11 protein-coding genes and 1 pseudogene are annotated in these 22,695 nt (G+C 71.8%); 3 read left to right on the forward strand and 9 right to left on the reverse strand.

Translation table 11 applies throughout. The features are described 5' to 3' along the window. Positions 1 to 335 precede the first annotated feature (335 nt). A complete protein-coding gene (gene gntA, locus D5S19_RS28615; RefSeq protein ID WP_120026480.1) occupies positions 336 to 1,040 on the forward strand; it encodes a guanitoxin biosynthesis heme-dependent pre-guanitoxin N-hydroxylase GntA in 705 nt (234 codons plus the stop codon). A gap of 26 nt (positions 1,041 to 1,066) precedes the next feature. On the opposite strand, the gene D5S19_RS28620 is transcribed toward gntA, so the two are convergent. Further along, the gene (locus tag D5S19_RS28620) at positions 1,067 to 1,288 is read right to left on the reverse strand and encodes an Lrp/AsnC ligand binding domain-containing protein (RefSeq protein WP_120026481.1); all 222 of its coding nucleotides are present in this window, start codon (positions 1,286 to 1,288) and stop codon (positions 1,067 to 1,069) included. Between D5S19_RS28620 and D5S19_RS28625 the strand changes: the two genes are divergently transcribed. After that, a complete protein-coding gene (locus D5S19_RS28625; protein ID WP_233574222.1) occupies positions 1,251 to 1,478 on the forward strand; it encodes an AzlD domain-containing protein in 228 nt (75 codons plus the stop codon). The genes D5S19_RS28620 and D5S19_RS28625 overlap by 38 nt on opposite strands. A gap of 258 nt (positions 1,479 to 1,736) precedes the next feature. Beyond that, positions 1,737 to 4,151 (forward strand): BTAD domain-containing putative transcriptional regulator, encoded by a 2,415-nt coding sequence (locus D5S19_RS28630; RefSeq protein ID WP_233574220.1) that lies wholly within the window; start codon positions 1,737 to 1,739, stop codon positions 4,149 to 4,151. Positions 4,152 to 4,215: 64 nt separating this feature from the next. Here D5S19_RS28630 and D5S19_RS28635 read toward each other — a convergent pair whose 3' ends face one another. The 8 genes and pseudogenes from D5S19_RS28635 to D5S19_RS28670 form a co-directional block, all read right to left on the reverse strand. Beyond that, entirely contained in the window at positions 4,216 to 4,959 is a 744-nt protein-coding gene (locus tag D5S19_RS28635) for a thioesterase II family protein (protein ID WP_120026484.1), read from the reverse strand. Beyond that, positions 4,956 to 6,026 (reverse strand): HAD-IIIC family phosphatase, encoded by a 1,071-nt coding sequence (locus tag D5S19_RS28640; RefSeq protein WP_120026485.1) that lies wholly within the window; start codon positions 6,024 to 6,026, stop codon positions 4,956 to 4,958. Before D5S19_RS28640 ends, D5S19_RS28635 begins: the two co-directional genes overlap by 4 nt. Further along, on the reverse strand, positions 6,023 to 7,162 hold the full coding sequence (locus tag D5S19_RS28645; RefSeq protein WP_120026486.1) for an acyl-CoA dehydrogenase family protein: 1,140 nt from the start codon (positions 7,160 to 7,162) through the stop codon (positions 6,023 to 6,025). Before D5S19_RS28645 ends, D5S19_RS28640 begins: the two co-directional genes overlap by 4 nt. Positions 7,163 to 7,176: 14 nt before the next feature. After that, positions 7,177 to 7,431 carry an acyl carrier protein gene (locus D5S19_RS28650; protein ID WP_120026487.1) on the reverse strand — a complete coding sequence of 85 codons (255 nt, stop codon included), beginning with the start codon at positions 7,429 to 7,431 and terminating at the stop codon, positions 7,177 to 7,179. Between the two features lie 44 nt (positions 7,432 to 7,475). Then, positions 7,476 to 8,333: a 3-hydroxyacyl-CoA dehydrogenase family protein gene (locus D5S19_RS28655; protein WP_120026488.1), complete on the reverse strand. Its 858-nt coding sequence runs from the start codon at positions 8,331 to 8,333 to the stop codon at positions 7,476 to 7,478. After that, positions 8,333 to 10,678 carry a beta-ketoacyl synthase N-terminal-like domain-containing protein gene (locus tag D5S19_RS28660; protein WP_120026489.1) on the reverse strand — a complete coding sequence of 782 codons (2,346 nt, stop codon included), beginning with the start codon at positions 10,676 to 10,678 and terminating at the stop codon, positions 8,333 to 8,335. Before D5S19_RS28660 ends, D5S19_RS28655 begins: the two co-directional genes overlap by 1 nt. Before the next feature lie 2 nt (positions 10,679 to 10,680). Beyond that, positions 10,681 to 19,566 (reverse strand): annotated as a pseudogene (locus D5S19_RS28665) (type I polyketide synthase); the annotation flags it as partial. Positions 19,567 to 19,709: 143 nt separating this feature from the next. After that, positions 19,710 to 22,691: a type I polyketide synthase gene (locus D5S19_RS28670; protein WP_325050333.1), complete on the reverse strand. Its 2,982-nt coding sequence runs from the start codon at positions 22,689 to 22,691 to the stop codon at positions 19,710 to 19,712. Between the last annotated feature and the right edge of the window lie 4 nt (positions 22,692 to 22,695).

Genomic DNA, 22,695 nt, shown 5'->3' on the forward strand with positions numbered 1-22,695 from the left:
GGGCGGTGCCGAAAAGACAACCCGCCCGCCCTCCCGACGCACCCGTCCGACGAGGTCGAGCTGTGAAGGGTCCCTTCACGGACTCTGAGTCCGTGAAGGGACCCTTCACAGCCTTACGTCCGGGCCATCGGGTGCGGGGAGTGGGGGTCCGGTTACCGGGGGGTGGGCGCCGGGTGGCCGAACGCCACCGGTCCGGCGGTGGTCATCGATTAAGCTCGAAAAACGCCGTATTTCGCCCATCGATCCGGCAGGATCCGATGCCGGCCTCGGGAAATCGGTGCTTTCAGCCTGTCTTCGATCGGCTCCGCGGGAGCCCGCCGGACCAAGGGAGCACGATGACCACGTTCCGACCCGAACTCGAGGAGTTCATTCAGAGCACCGAATTCAGCTGTCTGGCCGCCCGGGCCGCGCTCAAACGCGGCACGATCGAGCACGCCCACTACTCCGCGCTGGGCGACCCGGACTCGGTCCGGGACAACTACCGCGACCTGCTCGAATTCGCCCGCGATCTGCGGCCGGCGTTGTCGGATCGGAGTTTCCGCACGTTCATCGCGACCTTCGAGACCCCGCGGGAAGTACTCGACGAACGGGAGCACGAACGGCTGGTGTGGCGGCATCTGCAGCTCATGCACGACATCGACAGCCGCACCTACGGGATCGAGACCGGGGCGACCTCGGACCCCGAGGAGCCGAACTTCGGCTTCCACGTGGCGGGTCACGCGTTCTTCGTGGCGGGCATGCACCCGGGCGCGTCGCGGGCGAGCCGCCGCTTCCAGCGCCCGGCGATGGCCTTCAACTCGCTGACCCAGTTCATGCTGCTCGGCGAGAAATTCTTCACGATGCAGGACGCGATCCGCAAACGCGAGCAGGTCACCAACGGCTCCGTCAATCCGAGCTTCACCACTTACGAATACCGGAAGCCGTCGCGGCATTTCGCCGGCCGGATGACGGAAGAGAACTGGAAATGCCCGTTCTCCTCCCGGCACGCCGCCTCGTCGGTGAAATACACCGCCGACGTGATGCAGCGTCCGCACGGCTAGGGCGGCACGGACGGGGCGAGGCCGGGTCAGCCCTTCACCAGGCGCATCGTCTGGTGTGAGCTGATGCGGCTCAGCGCCGGGAGCCGGGACAGCCGGGTCAGGGTCAGCGCCTCGTACTCCTCGTGGTCGGCCACGAGCACCCGCAGGTAGTAGTCGTGGACGCTGCGGCTTGCTCCGTTCGCCATACTGGCCCGGCTGCGGCACAGTGCTCTGCTCGCCCGGCTCGGGGAATGCCTGCCCGTCGGCATGATGGTGATCCTCGCCACCTACACGCTGCGCGACGTCGATCCCCTGGTCTGGACCTCTTCCGGACCGGTGGCCGCCGCCCTCGCGGTCACGACCGGTCTCCATCTCTGGCGACACAACGCGACACTCAGCGTCTTCTCGGGTACCGCAGTGAGCGTGCTGCTGCAGTCTGCGATCGCTGCCGCCCACTGAGAGTTTTCATCCTGAGACATTTCACACCGAGAGTTTGCGCGCGAATACCATCCGCGTACGCACGAGGTCAATCAGCAAACCGGAGGGTCGGCAAGATCCGCCGGACTCTGGCAATAGCCCAGACTCCCCTGCGCTTGGATTGCCACCGGTGGGCGAATCACCGACGGTGGGTGCAGAAGATCCGCACTCGACGTGAGGGGCCGCGCCATGCGTTTCACGCTTCTAGGACCTCTCACCATAGTCCACAATGGATGCCAGGTGCCGCTGCGCGGGACCACCCAGCGATCGCTGCTGTCCTATCTGCTGCTGCACCGCAACGAGGTCGTGGCGACCAGCCGGCTGCTGTCGGCGCTGTGGCCGCACGGAGTGCCCGCGACCGCGCGGAAGATGGTGCAGAACTCGGTGTCGGGCCTGCGCACGGTGCTGTCCGCGCCGAGGGAGACCGCCGAACGCGCGATCCTGCTGACGCACGCGCCCGGTTACCTGCTGCAGGTGGACAGCGAGCTGGTCGACGCGGCGCGCTTCCAGCGGCTGGCCGAACAGGCGAGCCGGGCGCAGGAGGCCAAGGACCCCGATCAGGCGGCCGCCACCTGCCGCGAGGCACTGGGGCTGTGGCAGGGCCGGGCGCTGGCGGATCTGGTGGAGACCGGGATCGAATGGCCGGAGCTGGTCACCCTGGAGGACCAGCGGCTCGGGCTGTACGAGCAGCTGTTCGCGCTGGAACTGGCCCGGGGCCGGCACCAGGAGGTGCTCGCCGATCTGCACGAGCAGGCTGGCCGGCAGCCGCAGCGTGAACGGCTCAACGGGCAGCTGATGATCGCCCTCTACCGCTGCGGCCGGCACGCCGACGCGCTGGCGGTGTACCGCCGCACCCGGGCCAGCCTCGCCGACGGGCTCGGGCTGGAGCCGGGCAAGGAACTGCAGCAGCTCGAACACGCGATCCTCAATCACGACACCGCGTTGATCACCGAGCTGCTGCCCTCCGACGGGGTGGTGACCGTGCGCGCCTCCGCCCCCGGTGGGGAGACCGCACCGGCTCCGGCTCTGCCCGCACCGGCCCTGCCCTCAACCGCGCTGTCCACGCCGACGGTGGCCCGGATCCCCGTGGCCGCCGCGCCGGAGCCGCCGGTCCGGGCGAGCGAACGCAAGCCGGTGGTCGTGGTCGGGGTCGCGCTGGCGGACGCGCCCGAGGATCCGGAGGACGCGGACGACGCGCTGGAGACGCTGCGGGCGGTCGTCGGCAGTGAGGTGGCCGCCGAGCGCGGGCACGAGCCGGGCGGGCCGGGGCCGGTGCTGCTGGGCCTGTTCGGCGCGCAGCGCACCCAGGACGACGACGAGATCCGGGCGGTGCGCGCGGCGCTGCGGATCCGGGACCGGCTGGCCGAGGACGGCAGGGCTGCGCACGTGGTCGTCGATTCCGGCGACGTGCTGGTGAAATTCCCGTCCGCGGTGCCCGTGGTGACCGGCGGGGTGCTCGACCGGTGCGTGCGCTCGGCGCTGACCGCACCGGCGGGCCAGGTACTCGTCTCGGACGAGGTCCGCGACGGCGGCACCGGCGCCATCGCCTGCGCATCCACCGCCTCCGCGGGCTGGTGGGCCGTGGAAGCGGTGCACCCGTGCCCGTCCTTCGAGGACGCCGACGCGGGCACGTTCGTCGGCCGGGACCACGATCTCGAACTGCTGGACCGGCTGATGGACAACGTCGAGGCACGGCGGCGCGCGCATCTGGTCACCCTCCTCGGCGAGCCGGGGATCGGGAAGAGCCGGCTGATCGGCCAGTTCCGCAAGGTGCTGGAAAAGCGGCCCGAGCTGGAGGTGGTCCGCCTTTCCGCGGCCGGGGCCACGGTCGATCACCTGATGCGCGCGATGAGCGTCGGCATGCTCGCGCCGAACGCCGCCTGGCTGCGCGGCACCGACTGTCCCACGGTGCCCGATCTGCTCTGCGACGCCGCGGAGAACCTCACCTCCGCCGGTCCGCTGGTCGTGTTCGTGGAGGATCTGCATCAGGCGGACACGGAGTTCCGCGACTGCGTCCGGGGTCTCGCCGACGCCCTGCGCACGCTACCGGTGCTCATCGTGGTCACCGCGCGCCCGGAGCTGCCGGTGGACGAACCCGGCTCGGCGGGGCACACCACGGTTTCGCTGGCACCGCTGCCGGACGAGGCGATCGCGGAGATGCTGGACACCCTGCTGCCCGCCGGCCGCAGGCTGCTGCGGGGCAAGGCCGCGCTGATCGCCCGGATCGGCGGCAACCCGCTGTTCGCCACGGCCTACGCGCAGGCGGTGGACGAGCGGACCATGCCCTTCGCCGGGTACGGCCAGGCCTCCACCACCGCGCCCTCGACGCCCCCGCTCGTACGGCGGACCCTCGCGACGTTGCTGGATTCCCTGCCCTACGAGGAAAAAGCCGTGCTCCGCGACGCCGCCGCGGCGGGTGACGGCTTCTCCGCCGCCGACATCGCCGAACTCAGCGGGCTGGACCCGGCCGTGGCCGCGCGGCTGCTGCGCACGCTCGAAGCGCGGGAGCTGCTGACACGCGACCGCTCCGGCCGCGAACCCGTCTACTCCTTCCAGCGGCAGGCTTTGCGCGAGGTCGCCTACCGGCAGATCCCCCGGTCGGCGCGGGTGGCCTCCGCGCGTCAGGCGGTCCGCTTCCCCTCCCGGACCGCCTGACCCGGAGGGCTGTGAAGGGTCCCTTCACGGACTCGGAGTCCGTGAAGGGTCCCTTCACAGCTTTTCACCCGGCCAGCCTCCGGCGGACTACGGCGAGCAGTTCGGGGGCGCGCCGGTCGAGATAGAAGTGCCCGCCGGGGTAGGTGACCAGCTCGGAGTCCTCGGCGAGGTCCTGCCACGCCGCCAGCTCCAGGTGATCGGCGCGGGGATCGCCGTGACCGCCGAACACGGTCAGGCCGAACGGCAACGGGTCCGCGGGGCGGTGCCAGTAGGTCTCGTTCAGCGCGAGGTCCGCCCGCAGCAGCGGCAGGAACATCTCCAGCAGCGAGCGGTCGCGCAGCAGCGCCTCCGGAAGCCCGCCCAGCGCCCGCAGTTCCGCGGTGAGTTCGGCGACCGGGAGCGCACGCAGCTGCCGTCGGCGATCCGGCAGCTGCGGCGCGGCCCGGCCGGAGACGAACAGGTGCCGGGGCAGATCCCGCCCGCGCTCGGCCAGCCGCCGGGCGACCAGGTACGCGACCAGTGCGCCGACGCTGTGGCCGAACAGCGCATAGTTCCCGGTGAACTCGTCACCCAGCCCGGCCACCACGTCGTCGGCCAGCGCTTCGGCATCACGGTGCAGCGTCTCCCGGCCCCGTTCGGCCCGGCCGGGCGGCTGCACCGGGCAGATGCTCAGCCCGGCGTCCGCGTATTCCCGCCAGCCGTTGTAGACGACGGCGCTCGCGCCCGCGTGCGGGAAGCAGAAGAGCCGGGTGCCGGTGCCGTTCACGCCGAAAGGCAGCCAGCGCCGGGCTGTCGCCGTGGCGGTCATTCGACGTCCACCGTCAGGTATCCGGGCGGCGGCTGGATCCGGTCGAGGCCGGATTCGAGCACCAGACGGTCGCCGTCGCGGGACAGCTCGGTGAACCCGGCGAAGGCGTAGGTCACGTACATGACCCGGTTGCGGCCGGTCTCCACGAAGTCCGCACGGAGGGTGGCGCCGTCCTGTTTCGCCAGGCCCATCACGTGGTTGAGCAGCACCGTGCCGACCCCGCGCGACATCACGCGGCAGGACATCAGCATCATCCGCAGACACCAGGCGGGCCGGCCGCGTTCGACCAGCGCGAGGCCGATCTTCCCGTAGCCGCCGTATTTGTCCGACAGCGACGCCACCAGCAGCAGGTGGTCCGGCGACCGGCGCAGCTCGTCCAGCTCGTCGTAGGAGTACGTCCGGCCGGTGGCGTTGAGCTGGTTCGTGCGCACGGTGAGTTCCTCGGCACGCTGCAGATCCTCCTGCCGCGCATGCCCGATGGTGAACTTCATGTCCAAAGTGGACAGAAATTCCTCGCTGGTGCCGACGTGGTCCTGCTCGGCCTGGTCCCGCACCTCGGCGGCCCGGTAGAGCCCTCGGCGGACCCGGGACTCGTCGGTGACGAACCGGGGCCGGAACTCCGGCGAGGCCAGTTCCGCGGCCAGATGAGCCACGTCCACGGTCTTGACCGCGGGCAGCGCGTGCGCCACCTCTTCGAGTTCGAAGGGCTGGTCGTCGACGAACGCGATCGCGTCCTGGCCGATGGTGAGCGCCTCGGCGATCCGCGCGACCGAATGGGACTTCGGGTTCCAGGTGATCTGCGGGTACAGGAAGTACTCGTCGAGCCCCTCGGCCTTCAGCCGTGCCATCGCCGCGTCGTGGTCGTTGCGGCTGGCCACCGAGTGCAGGATGCCCAGTTCGTCCAGCCGCCGGATCTCCGCGGCCACGTCCGGGCGCACACGCACCTGCTCGTCCTCCAGCAGGATCCCGTCCCACAGCGTGTTGTCCAGATCCCAGACCACGCACTTGATCCGGCCGCGCCGGGGCTTCCCACCGGCTGCCGGAGCTTCCGTCTCCGCCTGTGTCACTGTGTCACCTCCCGATACGCTTCGCCTGCGATGGTCAGCTCCTGGATCTGGGTGCTGCCTTCGATGATTTCCATGACCTTCGCGTCGCGATAGAGCCGGGCCACCGGGTAGTCGGGGCCGCATCCGTTCGCGCCGTGGATCTGGACCGCGTCGGAGGCGGCGCGCGCGGCCGCGGTCGACGCGAAGTATTTCGCCACCCAGGTGGCCATGATGGTCGCCGGGTCCCCGGCGTCCTTGAGCCGTCCGGCCTTCTCGCACAGCAGCCAGGCCGCGTCGCGCGCGGTCACCATGTCGCTGATCTTCGCCCGGATCGCCGGCAGGTCGCGCAGCAGCCCGCCGCCGGCCGAGCGCTTCGAGGTGTAGTCGGCGCAGGCGGCCAGCGCGGCACGCAGGATGCCGACCGAACCGCAGGCCACGCTGTAGCGGCCGAGATCGAGCGCCCCGGTCATCACGGTGCCCGCGGCCCAGCCCGGCGGGCCGAGCAGTGCCTCGGTGCCGAGGCGGACCTCGTCGAACTCGACGGTGGCGAGCATGCTCGCGGTCGTGCCCAGCATGTGCCGGACCGGGGTGACCCGCACCCCCGGCCGGTCGGCGGGCACCAGGAACGCGTTCATCCCGGTGCCGCTGCTCGCGAACACCAGGAACAGCCCGGCGATCCGGCCGCCGGTGATCCAGGTCTTGCGGCCGTTGAGAATCCAGTGGCCGTCCCCGGCCACCGCCCGGGTCCCGGCGGCGGTCGCGTCGCTGCCGCTGTGGTCGGGCTCGGTCAGGCAGAACGCGCCCCGCACCGCACCGGTGGCCAGGGCCGGAAGCCATCGGGCCTGCTGGTCGTCGCTGCCCCACCGGTGCACCGAGGCGGACACCATGGTGTGCACCGTCAGCAGGCTGCGCAGCGACGAGCAGCCGCGGCCGATCTCGGCGTGCACCTGCCCGAGGCCGAGCAGGTCCAGGCCCGCCCCGCCCGCCTCGGCGGGCAGGAACGGGGCCCACAGGCCGAGTTCGCCTACCCGCCGCAGCACTTCGGCCGGGATCTCTTCGGCCCGGTCGAACTCGTTCGCGCGGGGCGCGATCTCCTCGTCGGCGAACCGCCCGGCCGTGACCGGCAGGGCGGGTTCGGCGACCGTCTTCACCGGCATCCGCGTCCGCCCGTTCAGCTCGCGGCGGAGGCGGCGGCCAGCCGCTCCACCAGTCCGGCCATCCGCGCCACGGTGCGGAAGTTGTCCAGGGTGAGTTCCTCGTTCGGGATCCGCGTGGCGAACGCCTTCTCCAGGAACATCACCAGCTCCATCGCGAACAGCGAGTTCACGAAGCCGAGCGCGAAGATGTCCTCCTCGTCGGAGAACGACATGCTGGGGAACTTGGCGGTGATGAAGGCGCGGATCTGTGCGCGGATGTCCTTCGGCATGGTCTTGGCCTTTCTCGTGCTCGGGGGATTTCGTCCGCGGCGCTTCAGCCCACGCCGGAAGGCAGGTATGTGTAGAAGCCCTTGCCGCTCTTGCGCCCGTGCAGGCCCGCGTCGGTCATCTTCTTCAGCAGCGGGCAGGGGCGGTACTTGCTGTCGTTGAACTGCTCGTAGAGCACCTCGACGCTGTAGAGGATCGTGTCGACGCCGATCAGGTCGGCGGTCTCCAGCGGCCCCATCGGATGCCCGAAGCAGCTGCGGAACACCTCGTCCACGGTCTCCGCGTTCGCGACGCCCTCGTGCACCAGGAACGCGGCCTCGTTGACGGTGAGCATCAGCACCCGGTTGGACACGAACCCGGCGGCGTCGTTGACCGCAATCGGTTTCTTGCCCATCGACTCCAGCAGCGCGCGGACGACGTCCTTGGTCTCTTCGCTGGTGTGGTACCCGGGAATGAACTCGCACGCCGGTTTCATCGGCACCGGGTTCATGAAGTGCACGCCCAGCACCCGGTCCGGGCGCGTGGTCAGCGCGGCCAGCTTGGTGATCGGGATGGCCGAGGTGTTCGCGACGAACACCGCTCCGGCCTTGCAGACCTCGTCGAGTTCGGCGTAGAGCGCCTTCTTCAGCTCCCAGTTCTCGGTGATGTTCTCGATCACCACCTCGGCCTCGCCGAGCGAGGCCGGCGAGGTGCTGGTGCTGATCAGGGCCAGCACGGCGAGGGCGTCCACCTCCGGGCCGCCGAGCATCCGGCTCATCCGGCACTCCAGCTCGATCCGGTCCGTCGCCGCGGCCAGCGCCTCCGGATCGCGGTCGACCAGGAAGACCCGGTGCCCGCTGGTCGCGAGGTTCTGCGCGACGCCGGTGCCCATCACACCGGCGCCGACGACTCCGACCTGTGTCATCACTGTCCTGCCTTTCTGCCGCTGGGGGTCCCGGTCACGGCGCGGCCGGGAGTGTCGGTCATCGCCCGCGCCCCGTAGGGCACCGCTGTCTCCTCGCCGCCGGACTCGGCGGCCGGCTCGATCCAGTACCGCTGGTGCTGGAACACGTAGCCCGGCAAGGACGTCTTGCGGGGCGCGCGACCGGCGTGATACGCACGCCAGTCGATGTCCACTCCGGACAGCCAGAGGCGGCCGGGCAACTCGGCCGGGTGCGTGGTCAGCGCCGGAATCGGTGGGGCCCCCGCGCCCTCCGGGAAGTCCCGGTGGACGCTGGGATGCGCGCCGAGCCGCACCAGCACCGTGTCCGGGGTTCCCTCCTTCGCCGCAGGCCCGAACCGTGCCGGGGCCGCCGTCCGGCTTGCCCAATACTGCGGGTCGGCAAGCTGCTGGTCGGTGATCGGTTCCCCGGTCTCGTTCGACAGCAGCGGTATATCCGGGACGCGCGGGCGCAGGTCGGAGTGGGCATTCGCGGCGAGCGCGGTCGCTTCCCGCACGGTCAGCGTCCCGGCCAGCGCGGCCGCGGCGTACTCGCCGACGCCGTACCCCGTCAGGAACCGCGGCACGACGCCCCAGGCCAGCAAGAGCCGTCCGAGTGCGTAGCCGACCGCGAAAACTTCCGGCGCCGTAGGACCACATTCGCCGATCGCCGCACGGAATACCGGTTCGGCCGCACAGAGGTCGCCGGTCGGCTGTGTCTGCCCTGCCCCGGGGAGCAGGAACGCCACCTCGCTCGGGCCGGTCACGGCAGCCGTCGAGATACGGTCCGGTGTGGACAGTGCCGTCCGCGCGTCGGCGGTCGAGGAGACCACGGTCATCCGGCGGTGCGCGAAGGCCTTTCGTCCGATGTGGAGGGTGTAGGCCACGTCCGCGATGTCCGTCCATTCCGGACTGTGATCGTGCAGGCGGGCGGTCGCCGCGTCCGCGGCTTCCGGGGTCAGGGCGGACCAGATCAGCACCTCGTGCGAACGGGGCGGCGGCCGGCTCGCTTCCGGCGGCGGTGCGGCTTCTTCGAGCACGACGTGGGCGTTGGTCCCGCCGAAGCCGTACGCGCTCACCCCGGCCAGGCGCGGGCGGGCGCCGCGCGGCCAGTCCTCAAGCTCCTCCTGCACGGCCAGCCGCCCGGTTCCGTGTCCGAGCTGCGCACTGGGGCGTTCGAAATTGACCGCGGGCGGACGTTTCCCGTGGTGCAGCGAGAGCGCGGCCTTGATCAGGCGGGCGATGCCGCCCGCCTGGTTGAGGTGGCCGAGGTTGCCGTCGATGGCGCCGAGCGTGACCCGCTCCACCCCGTCGACGTCGAAAACCTTCTGCAGCGCGGAAAGCTCCGCGACGTCCCCGAATGAGGTACCCATCACGTTGCACTCGACGTGGTCGATGTCGGCAGGCGCGGCGCCGGCCATCGCGAGCGCTTCGGTGATCACCGAGGCCTGGCCGTGCGCGCTGGGGAACTCGAACGACGCACGGCCGGTGCGGCCATCCTGGGCGACCGCCCAGCCCCGGATCATCGCGTAGATCCGGTCGCCCTCGGCCAGGGCGTCCTCCAGCCGCCGCAGCACGACCACGCCGAGACCGTTGCCGGGCACCATGCCGTTCGCGCCGGCGTCGAAGACCCGGTTGATCCCGTCCGGGGCCAGCCGGCTGCCCTCGCGGTAGAGGTAGCCCGGGATCTGCGGCACCACGATCGACACCGCGCCCGCCAGGACCAGGTCGGATTCGCCGGTCAGCAGGCTGGCACAGCCCTGCGCCAGCGCGCTGAGCGCGGACGAGCTGCAGCTCTGCACGCTGACCGACGGGCCGGTCAGGTCGAGCGCGTAGGACACCCGGGACGGGATGAGGTCCTTTTCGTTCAGCAGGATCAGCTGGTCGAGCCCGAACCGCCGGACGCATTCCTCGTCGCGCAGCAGCTGGGCCAGCAGATAGGTGCTCGGCGAGCCGCCCGCGAACACCCCGGTGAGACCGGCCGATCCGCCGGGGTCGATGCCGGCGTCCTCCAGCGCGTGCCAGGCGCATTCGAGGAACAGCCGGTGCTGCGGGTCGAGCAGTTCCGCATCGGCCCGGCCGTAGCCGAAGAACTCCGCGTCGAACCCCTCGATGTCCGGCAGCAGTCCGGCGGCCGGGACGAAGGCGGGGTCGTCGGCGAGCGCGGCCGGGACGCCCGCGGCGAGCAGTTCGGCACGGCTCATCCGCGTGATGCCGGTCCGCCCGGCGCACAACTCGGTCCAGTAGCGGTCCAGGTCCGGCGCGCCGGGGAAGTTCACCGCCATGCCGACCACCGCGAGGTCGCCGGGCTCGATCTCCTCCTGGGGCATGCTCACCTGCCGTTCCGGCCGGCCCGCTTGCGCAGGCCCGCGGCTCGTGCCCGGCGGCGTTCACCGCGCGCCGCGACCTCCGCGGCGGCCGCGGCCGGTTCCGGTGCGGCGGGTTCGGTGTCGGCCCGGTCCAGTAGCGCGGCGAATTCGGCGACCGTGGGCCGTTCGAACAGCGTCGCCGGGGCCAGTTCCACACCGAACTCCTTGGCGAGCCGGCCGATCATCACCAACCCGATCAGCGAGGTGCCACCGAGGTCGAAGAACGGATCGTGCACGCCGACCCGCGCCAAGCCGAGACAGTCCCGCCAGACCTCGGCCACCCGTTCCTCGACCGGCGTGCGCGGGGCGGTGTAGGCGATCCGCAGCTCCGGGCGCGGATAGCGTTCGCCGCCGGACAGCTGCGCGTCGCCGGACAGCGCTTCCACAGAGCCGTTTTCGGCGAGCCCGGCGAGTACGTCGGACAACGGCATCGGCAGCACCGTCACCTGCGGTTCGCCGGAGGCGATGATCCGGGAAAGCGTCTGCGTGCCCTCTCCGGCCGGGATGCCGAACTCGTCGCGGAACCGCCGTGATCCTTCCTGCAGGCCGGTCGAACCGGCGAGCCCGCCCTTGGTCCACGCGTCGAGCTGCCACGGTCCCCAGGCGACCGACACGACCCGTCCGGCCGCCACGCCGGTGCTCGCCTCGGCCGCCGCGAAACCGTCGAGGAACGCGTTCGCCGCTGCGTAGTCGGTCTCGCCGACCCCGACGGTGAGGGTGACCGAAGACGAGTACAGCACCAGCAGCTCCACCGGATCGGCGCGGAGCGCGTCCGCCAGCGCGAGGGTGCCGGCGATCTTCGGCGCCAGCACCGCGGCGGCCTGTTCGCGGGTCTTGTTCTGCAGCAGACCACCACCGGGCACCCCGGCCGCGTGGACGACGCCGTGCAAGGCACCGAAGTGCGCACGCACCTTCTGCAGCAACGGCGCGGCCTGAGCGGGGTCGCTGATGTCGGCTCGCACGGGGAGAACTTCGGCGCCGAGGGCGCGCAATTCTCTGACCGTCAGGAGAATTCCGCTGGTCTTGTCGTCGACCCCGTGTTCGGTGATCCACTCGTCCCAGGTTTCCTCCGGGGGCAGCGCGCTGCGGCCCGCCAGCGCGAGCTTCGTGCCCAGCGGTGCCAGCCGCCGGGCCAGAGCCAGGCCCAGCAGGCCGAGCCCGCCGGTGATCAGGTAGACCCCGCCCGGCCGCCACGCCTGCGCGTCCTCCACCTCGGGCAACGGTGCGACGTCGAAGTCCCGTACCCATCGGCGGGCACCACGCCACGCCGCGACCGCCACACCGTCCACAGTGTTCCTTCGAGTGTCCTCTCGGGACGCGAGCCGGTCGATCTCCTGCAACGCCTGGGCTGCCGTGCCGGTGCTTTCGGTGGCCAGGTCCGCATAGCCGGTGCGGAGCAGCGGATATTCCGCGGCGAGGGTGGCGGTCATCGCGGCGATGGTCACGGCGAACGGGTTCCGGGCGTCGCCGCCGACCACGTCGAAGCCACCGGCGCCGAGGCTGACCAGCTCCACCCGGCGGTCCGCGCATTCCGCGCCGAGCGCCTTGCCGAGCCACATCAGGCTGTAGAAGCCCTTTTCCAGTGCGGTTTCCGGATCGGCGGCGGTCAGGCCGTACGCGTGCAGCACCCGCAGCGGACCTTCGCCGGTCCGGGCCGAGGCGACCAGGCCGCGGTAGGCCTCCGGGTCCGCCGGTTCGAGGTCGGCGGGCAGCACACGGTGTCCGGCCGCGGTGGCGAGTTCGGTGAGCCGAGTGGCGAATTCGCCCGGCTCGGCGAACAGCAGCAGGGTTCCCGGGGCCGCGGCGGCCGGGCGGGTGCCGTCCCGTCGCCAGGTCGGGATGTGGGCGAGTACCTCACGTCGCGGCGGAGCCGCGGGTTCCGGCTGCACGGCCCAGTTCCGCTGCCCGGTCACTTCCGGCCAGTAACGGGTGCGCTGGAATCGGTAAGCGGGCAGCGAGACGAACCGGCGGGCCTCCCCCGCCCCACGCACCCAGTCCACCGGCACACCGAGTGTCCACAGTGTACCGAGCGCGGCGAGCCACTCCTTGCGGCCCACCTCGGTCACCTGCTCCGGGATGAGGGAGACGACCGGCGCCTCGGGCAGGTACTTGCCCACCGTCTCGGCCCCTCCGCCGAGCCCGGCGTCCACCACGACGCCCGCGTACCGGCCGAACGCGAGCACTGCGTCCTCAAGCCGATCTTCCGATCTGCTCCGGTAAGCCGCATCGGCGGCGGTGAGCACGCCGCCTGTCCTCGCCGAAACGATCGTGCGAACCGGTTCCGCGGCGGCCGGGACGATTCCGTCGAGAGCGAGCCGGAGCCCGTCGGCGAGCGAAAAGGCCTCGCCGAAGACAGCCGCGACGTATTCGCCGGCCCCGCGGCCGAGGATCGCCGCCGGGACCAGGCCCCAGCCTTCGAGCAGCCTGCACAGCGCGTACTCGACGGCGAACGCCACCGCGGTTTCGGTTTCCCCGCCCGGCTCGGCGACCGGATCTAGTGCGGCCAGGAGGTCCACCCGGCCGTCGAGAAGACTCGCGCACTCGTCGATCGCGGCGCGGAAGGCCGGCTCCGTGCGGTACAGATCGGCAGTGCTGCCCCGCCACGGGCCTTGGCCACCGGTCAGGACCAGTCCGAACCGCGGGGTGTCTTCCACGACGAAGCCGGTCCGGTCCGCACGCAGCGCGGCCACGGCGTCGTCGATGTCACGCACCAGCAACGCCGAGCGGACCGGTAGCGCGCTGCGCCCGGCCTGGGTCGTGAACGCGACGTCGGCGAGGTCGGCGCCATGGGCTTCGAGGTGCTCGGCCAGTGCCTTGGCGTTGTCCTGCAAGGCGTTTTCGCTGTGTCCGGAGACGGTGAGCAGCTGCCAGGACTCCCCCGGTCCGGCGGGCGGGTCCGGCGGCGCCTGCTCCAGGACAAAGTGGACGTTGCTGCCGGACCAGCCGAAGGAGCTGACCCCGGCGCGGAGCGCGCCTTCATCGTCCGCGGGGAACGGCCGGGTGCCGGGCACCGGGCGGACCGGACCGTCCACAGTGACCACCGAGTTCGGTGTACTCAGGTGCAGATTCCCCGGCAGGGTCCCGTTCTCCAGCGCCAGCACGGTCTTGATCAGCCCGGCCATGCCGGCCGCGGCGAGGGTGTGCCCGACGTTCGTCTTGACCGCGCCGACGTACAACGGTTCCGGCGCGGCCCGTTCGCCGAAGACCTCGTTCAGCGCGGTGAATTCGATCGCGTCGCCGAGCTGGGTGCCCGAGCCGTGCGCTTCGACGTACCCGATCGCGTCCGGGCGGGTGCCCGCGTCGGCGTGCGCGGCGCGGATGACCGAGATCTGCGCCGCCCGGTTGGGCGCGGTGAGGCCGTTGCTCCGGCCGTCCTGGTTGGCCGCGCTGCCCCGGATCAGCGCGCGGACCCGCCGTCCGGACCCGGTCTCACCGGCCCGGCGCAGCACCACCACACCGCCGCCTTCGCCCATCACGTAGCCGTCGGCGGCTTCGTCGAAGGTCTTGGTGCGCCCGTCCTCGGCGAGCATGCTCATCTTGCACGCCTGGACGAACGTCTCCGGCGAGACCATCGCCGAACTCGCGCCGACGATCGCGAGGTCGCATTCGCCGCGGCGCAGGCTCTGCACCGCCAGGTGCATCGCGGACAGCGCGGACGAGCACGCGGTGTCCACGGTGAGGCACGGCCCGTGGAGATCGAGCTGGTGCGCGATCCGCCCGGCCGCCGCGGACAGCGAGCTGCCCAGCCCGAAGTACGGGTCGTCGGAGGTGGCGACGCCGTCCGCCTCGATCTGGCGCATGCTGTATTGGAGGGTGTCGATGAGCCCGGCGAACACGCCGGTGCGGCTGCCGGCCAGCTCCTCGGCGGTGAGCGAGGCATCCTCCAGTGCCTCCCAGACCAGCTCCATCAGCAGCCGGAAGCTGGGGTCGAGACGGCGTGCCTCCTGCGGGGAGAGCCCGAAGAACGCGGCGTCCCAGCCCGCGATATCGGTGACGAACGCGCCGTGCTGGGTGTAGGCCTTCCCGGAGACCGTGCGGTCGGCGTCGTAGTAGGCGCCGGCCTCCCACCGGTCCGCCGGGACTTCGCGGACGAGATCCCGGCCCTCCACGAGGTTCCGCCAATACTCGGCCGGGGTATCGCTGCCGCCGGCGAACCGGCAGGACATGCCGACCACGGCGATGTCGCGGCCCGCCTGATCCTGCTGCGTCCGGATCGCGGATACCTCGGCGGGGAGAGCCGTGGGCAGGGTGGCCGGACCCAGCTCGGCGAGCAGGTGCGCGGCCAGCACGGCCGGGCTCGGGTGGTCGAACACCATGGTCGGCGGCAGGGCCAGCCCGGTCTCGGTGTTGATCCGCTCGCGCAGCTCGATCGCGGTGAGGGAATCGATGCCCAGCTTGGTGAACAACTGCCGCGCGGGCACGCTGTCCTCGTGTCCGAGCACGGCGGCGGTATGGGTGAGCACGAGGTCGGTCAACACGCGCTCGCGTTCGGCCGCGGGCAGCCCGGCCAGCCGGGTCCGCCAGCCTTCGGCGACCTCCTGCCCGGCCTCGGCGCGGGCGGCGTCCGCCTCGGCGAGCGCGACGACCTCGGGCAGGCCGGCCAGCAACGGGCTGGGGCGCAGCGCCGCGAACGGCGGCGCGAACCGGGGCCAGACCAGCGCGGCCACGGTCAGCGCCTGCTCGTCGTGGTCCAGTGCCCGGCGCAGCGCGGCGAGCCCGACCGACGGATCCATCGTCGGCACGCCGAGTTCGGCGAGCAGCTCGTCGATGCCTTCGGAGATGCCCATTCCGGCCTGGCCCCAGCGGCCCCACGCCACCGACGTCGCCGGGAGCCCGCGCCGCCGGCGCTGCTGGGCGACCGCTTCGAGGTAGGCGTTCGCCGCGCCATACGCGCTTTGGATGCCGTTGCCGATCGACGCGGCGATCGAGGAGAACAGCACGAAGGCGTCGAGTTCGAGACCTTCGGTCAGCTCTTCGAGGTTCCTGGTGCCGGCCACCTTCGGGCGCAGCACGGCCGCGTAAGTGTCGCGGTCCATCGTCTCGATCGTGGCCAGCTCCAGGATCCCGGCGAGGTGGAACACCGCGCGGAGATCGGCGCGCAGGTCTTCGACGACGGCGGCGAGCGCGGCCCGGTCCGCGACGTCGCAGGCCACGATGGTGACCCGGTCGCCGAGGTCGGCCCGGAGGCGTTCGGCACCCTCGGCGTTCTCCCCCGACCGCGAGACCAGCACGATGTGCTCGGCGCCTTCCCCGGCCAGCCAGCGGGCGACGATCCCGCCGAGCCCGCCGGTACCGCCGGTGACCAGCACCGTGCCCCGCGGCTTCCAGGCGCGCACCGGTGCGGCGGCGGGTTCGGCATGGGCCAGCCGCCGGCCGAACAGGCCCGCCGGGCGCACGGCGATCTGGTCCTCTCCGCGGGGAGCGGTGATCGCCGAGGTGAGCAGTGCGGTGACCGAGGCGTCCGGTTCGGCGGGGACGTCGACGAGCCCGCCCCAGCGCACCGGGTGTTCCAGTGCGGCGGCCCGGCCGAACCCCCACATCGCCGCCTGGACCGCGGAAAGCGGCGCTTCGTGCGGGCCGGTGGCGATCGCCCCCCGGGTGACATTCCACAGTGGACCGTCGAGTTCCCGCTCGGCGAGTTCTTTCAGCAGGGCCATGGTCGCTTCGGCGCCGAAGGACAGGCCGTCCGTCTCGGTCTCGTCCAACGCGAGCAGTGACAGCACCCCGTCGAACGGGGCTCCGTCCAAGAGTGCGCCAGCGCGGTCGGGATGATCGAGCAGGACCCGCTCGATCTCGGCGCCACGCAGCGCTTCCGCTGCCGCGTCGAGCCAGGCGGCGTCCCGGTCCCGCTCGGAGGCGACGAGCAGCCATCGCCCGGAAGCCGCCGAGCCTGTCGGGGAGATCGGTTTCCACTGGATGCGGTAGCTCAGTTCGTCCGCTTCGGACTCGGCACGGCGGGCGCCGCGCCAGCGCGCGAGGGCGGGCAGGACCGTGTGCAATGGCGCGTCGGCGCCCGGCAGGTTCAGCTCGGCGGCGAACTGGGCGATGTCGCCGTTGTCCACGACCGACCAGAACCGCGCGTCCTCGGCGGTAGCGTCGAGTGCGACCGCGCCGCCGGGGTCTTCCAGCCAGAAGCGCTTGCGCTGGAAGGGATACGTCGGGAGATCGACGACGCGGGCACCGCTTCCGCCGAGATACGCGGGCCAGTCGACCTCGACGCCGTGCGCATGCAGAGCGCCGAGGGCGGACACCAGCGTGTGCGGCTCGTCGCGGTCCTTGCGCTGGGCCGCGGTGAACACCGCGTCGTCGGGGAGGACGCCGCGGCCCATCGCGGTGAGCACCGCGTCCGGCCCGAGTTCCAGGAAGGCCGACGCGCCCTCGTCGTGCAGGGTCCGGACGACGTCGGCGAACCGGACCGTGCCCCGGACGTGCTCGGCCCAGTACGTGGGATCGGTCAGCCGGTCGGCGATCCGCCCGGTCAGCGTGGACACGACCGGGATGGTGGGCTCGGCGTAGGTCAGTGTGCGGGCGAGCGCGGTGAACCCGGCCAGTATCGGGTCCATCAGGCCGGAGTGGAAGGCGTGCGACACCGTCAGCCGGTTCGTCCGGCGACCGGGGAACCGCGCGGCGACCGCAAGAACCGGACCCTCCGCACCCGAGAGCACCACCGACGACGGGCCATTCACCGCCGCCAACCACACCCGCTCCGCTGTGAAGGGACCCTTCACAGCCCCACAGTCCGTGAAGGGTCCCTTCACAGCCTTGGCATTCGGCGCGAGGAACGGCGCGACCTCGTCCTCGGTGGCTTCGATCGCCACCATTGCGCCGCCTGCGGGCAGGTCTTGCATCATTCCGCCGCGCGCCAGGACCAGTTTCGCCGCGTCGGCCAGCGAGAACACCCCGGCCACGTGCGCCGCGGCCAGTTCGCCTATCGAGTGCCCCGCGACGAAGTCCGGGGTGACGCCCCAGGAGGTGACCAGCCGGAACAACGCCACTTCCAGCGCGAACAACGCGGGCTGCGCATGCTCGGTCCGATCGAGGGTCTCGGCGTCGGCACCGAACACGATGTCCTTGATGCCGGGCAGATGCGCGCAGACCTCGTCGAATGCGGTGGCGAATGCCGGGAACGTCTCATACAGCCGTTTGCCCATGCCGAGGCGTTGCGCACCCTGGCCGGTGAACAGTACGGCGAGCCGCCCCGCGGCACCGGTGCCGGTGATCGCGCCGGGATCGCCGTCCGCCAACGCGGTGAGCCCGGCTGTCAGCTCGGCACGGTCCGCACCCACCACGACGCCGCGGGACTCCAGCGTGGCGCGAGTGGTCGCCAGTGACAGCGCCACGTCCACCGGCTCATCCACAATGGACAGAAGAGCGGTGGCCTGCGCGCGGACGGCGGCCGGGGAAGCTCCGGAGAGCACGTAGGGCACCGCGGCCGGAGTGACAACGGTGCGCGGTTCCTGGGCCGGTACGTCGGGGGCCTGTTCCAGGACGACGTGGGCGTTCGTGCCGCCGATGCCGAAGGAGGAGACCGCGCTGCGGCGCGGCCGGTCCGTCTCCGGCCACGGCCGGGACTCGGTGAGCAGCGAGACCGCACCGGCCGACCAGTCCACGTGCGGCGACGGACGGTCCACGTGCAGGCTCGCCGGCAGGCTGCCGTGCCGCATCGCTTCGACCATCTTGATGATCCCGGCGATCCCGGCCGCGGCCTGCGTGTGCCCGATGTTCGACTTGATCGAGCCGAGCCACAGCGGCTCCTCGCGGTCACGGCCGTAAGTGGCCAGCAGAGCCTGCGCCTCGATCGGGTCGCCCAGCGAGGTGCCGGTACCGTGCGCCTCGACCACGTCGACGTCCGAAGTGGACAGACCGGCGTTCGCGAGGGCGGCGCGGATCACCCGTTGCTGCGACGGGCCGTTCGGCGCGGTGAGGCCGCTGCTGGCGCCGTCGGAGTTGACCGCGCTGCCGCGCACCACGGCGAGGACCGAATGCCCGTTGCGCTGGGCGTCGGAAAGCCGTTCCAGCACCAGCACGCCGACACCCTCGGCCCAGTTCGTGCCGTCGGCCGCGGCGGCGAACGGCTTGCACCGCCCGTCCGGCGCCAGCCCGCGCTGCCGGGCGAACTCGACGAACGCGCCGGGGCCGGACATCACGGTCACCCCGCCGGCCAGCGCCAGCGTGCACTCCCCCGAACGCAGCGCCCGCGCGGCGAGGTGCACGGCGACCAGCGAGGACGAGCACGCGGTGTCGATCGACACCGACGGTCCTTCCAGTCCCAGCGCATAGGACACGCGGCCGCACACGACGCTGGCCGAACTGCCGGTGCCCAGATACCCCTCGTACTCCGCGGGCATCGCGCCGAGCCGGCTCAGGTAGTCGGACATGCCGACGCCCGCGAACACGCCGGTGGCGCTGCCCTTGAGCGAACCGGGGTCGATTCCGGCGCGTTCCACGGCTTCCCAGGCGGTCTCCAGCAGCAGGCGCTGCTGCGGGTCGGTCGCCTCCGCCTCCCGCGGGGAGATGCCGAACAGCTCGGCGTCGAACTCCGTGGCGCCGGGCAGGAATCCGCCTTCGCGCACGTAGCTCGTCCCCGGCCGGTCCGGGTCCGGGTCGTAGAGGCCGTCCAGGTCCCAGCCGCGGTCGGCCGGGAACGGGGCCACCGCGTCGACGCCCCCGGCGACCAGGTCCCACAGCTGTCCCGGCGAGCGGACCTCGCCCGGGAACCGGCAGCTCATCGCGACGATCGCGATCGGCTCGGTGTCCCGTTCCCGTGCGTCGCGCACCTCTCTGCGGCTTTCGCGCAGGTCGGCGGCCATCCGCTTGAGGTACTCGACGTACTGCTCTTCCGAGGGCATGAGTCAGGACTCCCTAGGTTCTTTTCCCAAGCGGCGAAGCTGCTTGCGCTGCGCCGTCGACCGGCACCGCCGCGGGTTCCCGGGCGTTCTCTCGCGAGGGCCGCGCCGCCGTGGTGGTCTGGCGGTCTCGCGCGGAGCGCGGGTCATCGCGGGCCGAACTCGTGGTCGATGAGGGTGAGGAGGTCCTCCGGGCTCGCGGACCGGAGGTCGGCCTGCGGTGCCGCGGGACGGCGTGCGGTCCAGCCGGACAGCAGCTGACGCAGGAGCCGGTCGACGTCGGTGTCGCCGGGATCGACGGTGGCCAGCGCCGCCGCCAGCCGGGTGATCTGCTCGGCCACCGGCCCGTCGCCGCCGGGCGCGGGTGCCAGTTCGGCCTGCAGGTATTTCGCCAGCGCGTCCGGCGCCGGGTGGTCGAACACCACCGTCGCCGGGAGGGTGAGGCCGGTCTCGGCGGCCAGCGCGGCGCGGAACTCGACCGCGGTCAGCGAGTCGAAACCGAGGTCCAGGAAGCCTCGGGAGGGCTGGATCGACGCCGGGCCCGGGTGTCCGAGCACCTGCGCGGCCTGGGTACGCACGAGGTCGAGGAGCGCACGCTCCCGTTCGGGCACGGACAGTCCCGCGAGCCGCCGGGTGAGTGCGCCGGGATCGGCGGTCCCGGCCCGGCGGCGCTGCACCCGCACCAGGTCCCGCAGGATCGGCGGGATCAGTCCGGCGCCGAGGGCGTCCCGGTCCAGCTTGACGGGAACCGGCACCGGCGTCGCGGCGGCGATACCGGCGTCGAACAGCGCTAGGCCTTCTTCCGGCGTCAGCGGCGGGAAACCGATCCGGCTCAGGCGATGTGCGGCCGTGTCGCCGAGTTCGCCGCCCATCCCTCCGGCCCAGCGGCCCCACGCGAGGGAGACGGCGGGCAGCCCGAGCGCGCGCCGGTGACCGGCGAGGCCGTCGAGAAACGCGTTCGCAGCGGCGTAATTGGCCTGCCCGGCGTTACCGAGCACCCCGGCGATCGAGGAGAACAGCACGAACAGGCCCGGTCGCGCGGCCCGCGTCAGCTCGTGCAGGTTCCAGGCGGCCTGGACCTTGGGCCGGAAGACAGTTCCGACCCGCTCGGCGGTGAGGGTCTCGACGACGCCGTCGTCCAGCACACCCGCCGCGTGCACGACCCCCGCCAGCGCCGGGATCCCGTCGAGCACCGTGGCGAGCGCTTCGCGGTCCGCGGCGTCGCAGGCCTCGATCCGTACCTTCGCGCCCAGCCCGGACAGGTTCGCGGCCAGCTCTTCCGCGCCCGGCGCGTCGGGACCACGGCGGCTGATCAGCACCAGGTCGTCAACGCCGTGCGTCCTGACCAGATGCTCGGCTACGCACGCGCCCAGCCCGCCGGTGCCGCCGGTGATCAGCACCGTGCCGTTGCCGACACTGCCCTGGGCAGGCGCTTCGAGGGGAACCAGGCGCGGCGAGTACGCCTGGCCTTCGCGCAGGACCAGCTGGGTTTCGCCGGTCGCGAGCGCCCGGCCCAGGGTGGTGAGATCACCGTCGGTGTCGGCCAGCACGAACCGTCCGGGATGCTCGGCCTGCGCCGCGCGGACCAGACCACAGACCGCGGCGGCGGCCGGATCCGCACCGTCCTTTTCGGACAGATCGACCGCGCCCGTGGTGAGGATGACGAGAGGAGTGGCTTCGCCGCGCGGCCCGGCCGGCCACTCGCGGAGCCGCGCCAGCACGTCGACGGTCATCGCCTGGGCCGCTTGGCCGCGGTCCGCGTTGCCCTCGGCGACCTCCAGCACCACCGCGTCGGCCGGAGTTGTCTGCTCGTCGCGGGTCCAGGTCAGTTCGGCGGAGCCCAGCTCCAACGGGATCCAGCTCAGCCGGTACAGCGAGCCTGGGGCGTCCTCAGTGGACACTGGACGTTCGCCGAACTCGACGGACGCGGTCAGCACCGGTGCACCAGTGGGGTCGTGGACGCTCAGCTCCCCCTCGGCGGTGAGCCGCACCCGCGCCACGGTGGCGCCGGTGGCGTGCAGGGCGACCTGCCGCCACACCGAGGGCCAGCCGTGCTCGGCCAGGATCGGGTCCAGCAACGCCGGGTGGATGCCGAAGAGCTGGGCAGTGTCGTCGGCGGCGCCGGGCACGCTGACCTCGGTGAACGCACTATCATCGGCCGGCTCGGCCGGGATGTGCTTCGCGGAGACGATACCGATGCCGTGCCGCTGCCAGCTGTCGGCACGTTTCGAGAAGACGCTCACCCGGCGACGGCCGTCGTCCTCCGCGCCGATCACGATCTGCACGGCTCGATCTCCGGCCAGCGGAGCGTCCACAGTGAACTCTTCGACAGTGCCGCAACCCGTCTCGTCACCGGCGCGGATGATCAGCTCCAGCAGGAGTGCGTCGGAGACCTCGGCCGGGAGCAGACCCGTGCACACCACTCCGCCATCCTCGGCCGAGACGACCGCGCCAGACAGCACGGGATGTGCCAGACCGCCCACGGAACCGGCGGTTTCCGGTTCGCGCAGCCAGTACCGCTCGTGCTGGAAGGCGTAGGTGGGCAGATCGACGCGACGGGCACCGGTGCCCGCGAAGTAGGCGTTCCAGTCCACTGTGGACCCGGTGGCATGCAGACGTCCGAGTGCGGTTACCACTGTGGACGGTTCGTCCCGATCCTTGCGCAGCAAGGAGATCGCCGTGCCGGAGCCGACCAGCGCGGACAGCACCGTGTCCGGTCCCAGCTCGACGAAAGTGCCGACGCCTTCACTCGCCATCGCCGAGGCGGCGTCGGCGAACCGGACCGTCTCGCGCACCTGCCGGACCCAGTACTGGGGATCGGTCAGGTCGGCGCCGAGTTCCACCGTGGACACGATCGGGATCGACGGCTCGTGATACGTCAGACCCTTCGCCACCTCCCCGAACTCCGCCAGCATCGGATCCATCAACCCCGAATGGAACGCATGCGACACCGCCAACCGCCGCGTCCTACAACCCGCATCCCCCAACCGCCGCGCCACGTCAAGCGTCGGACCCTCCACACCCGACAACACCACCGACCGCGGCCCATTCACCGCCCCCAACCACACCCCACCGTCGGCCGTGAAGGGACCCTTCACAGCCCCACAGTCCGTGAAGGGTCCCTTCACAGAC

Source organism: Amycolatopsis panacis, from assembly GCF_003600245.1.
Lineage (GTDB): Bacteria > Actinomycetota > Actinomycetes > Mycobacteriales > Pseudonocardiaceae > Amycolatopsis > Amycolatopsis sulphurea.

Excerpts from the sequence above, each read along its gene's own strand:
- D5S19_RS28645 (WP_120026486.1), bottom strand. The coding sequence starts at position 7,162 with ATGCCGGTGAAGACGGTCGCCGAACCCGCCCTGCCGGTCACGGCCGGG.
- D5S19_RS28655 (WP_120026488.1), bottom strand. The coding sequence starts at position 8,333 with ATGACACAGGTCGGAGTCGTCGGCGCCGGTGTGATGGGCACCGGCGTC.
- D5S19_RS28635 (WP_120026484.1), bottom strand. The coding sequence starts at position 4,959 with ATGACCGCCACGGCGACAGCCCGGCGCTGGCTGCCTTTCGGCGTGAAC.
- D5S19_RS28650 (WP_120026487.1), bottom strand. The coding sequence starts at position 7,431 with ATGCCGAAGGACATCCGCGCACAGATCCGCGCCTTCATCACCGCCAAG.
- D5S19_RS28620 (WP_120026481.1), bottom strand. The coding sequence starts at position 1,288 with ATGCCGACGGGCAGGCATTCCCCGAGCCGGGCGAGCAGAGCACTGTGC.
- D5S19_RS28660 (WP_120026489.1), bottom strand. The coding sequence starts at position 10,678 with ATGCCCCAGGAGGAGATCGAGCCCGGCGACCTCGCGGTGGTCGGCATG.
- gntA (WP_120026480.1), top strand. The coding sequence starts at position 336 with ATGACCACGTTCCGACCCGAACTCGAGGAGTTCATTCAGAGCACCGAA.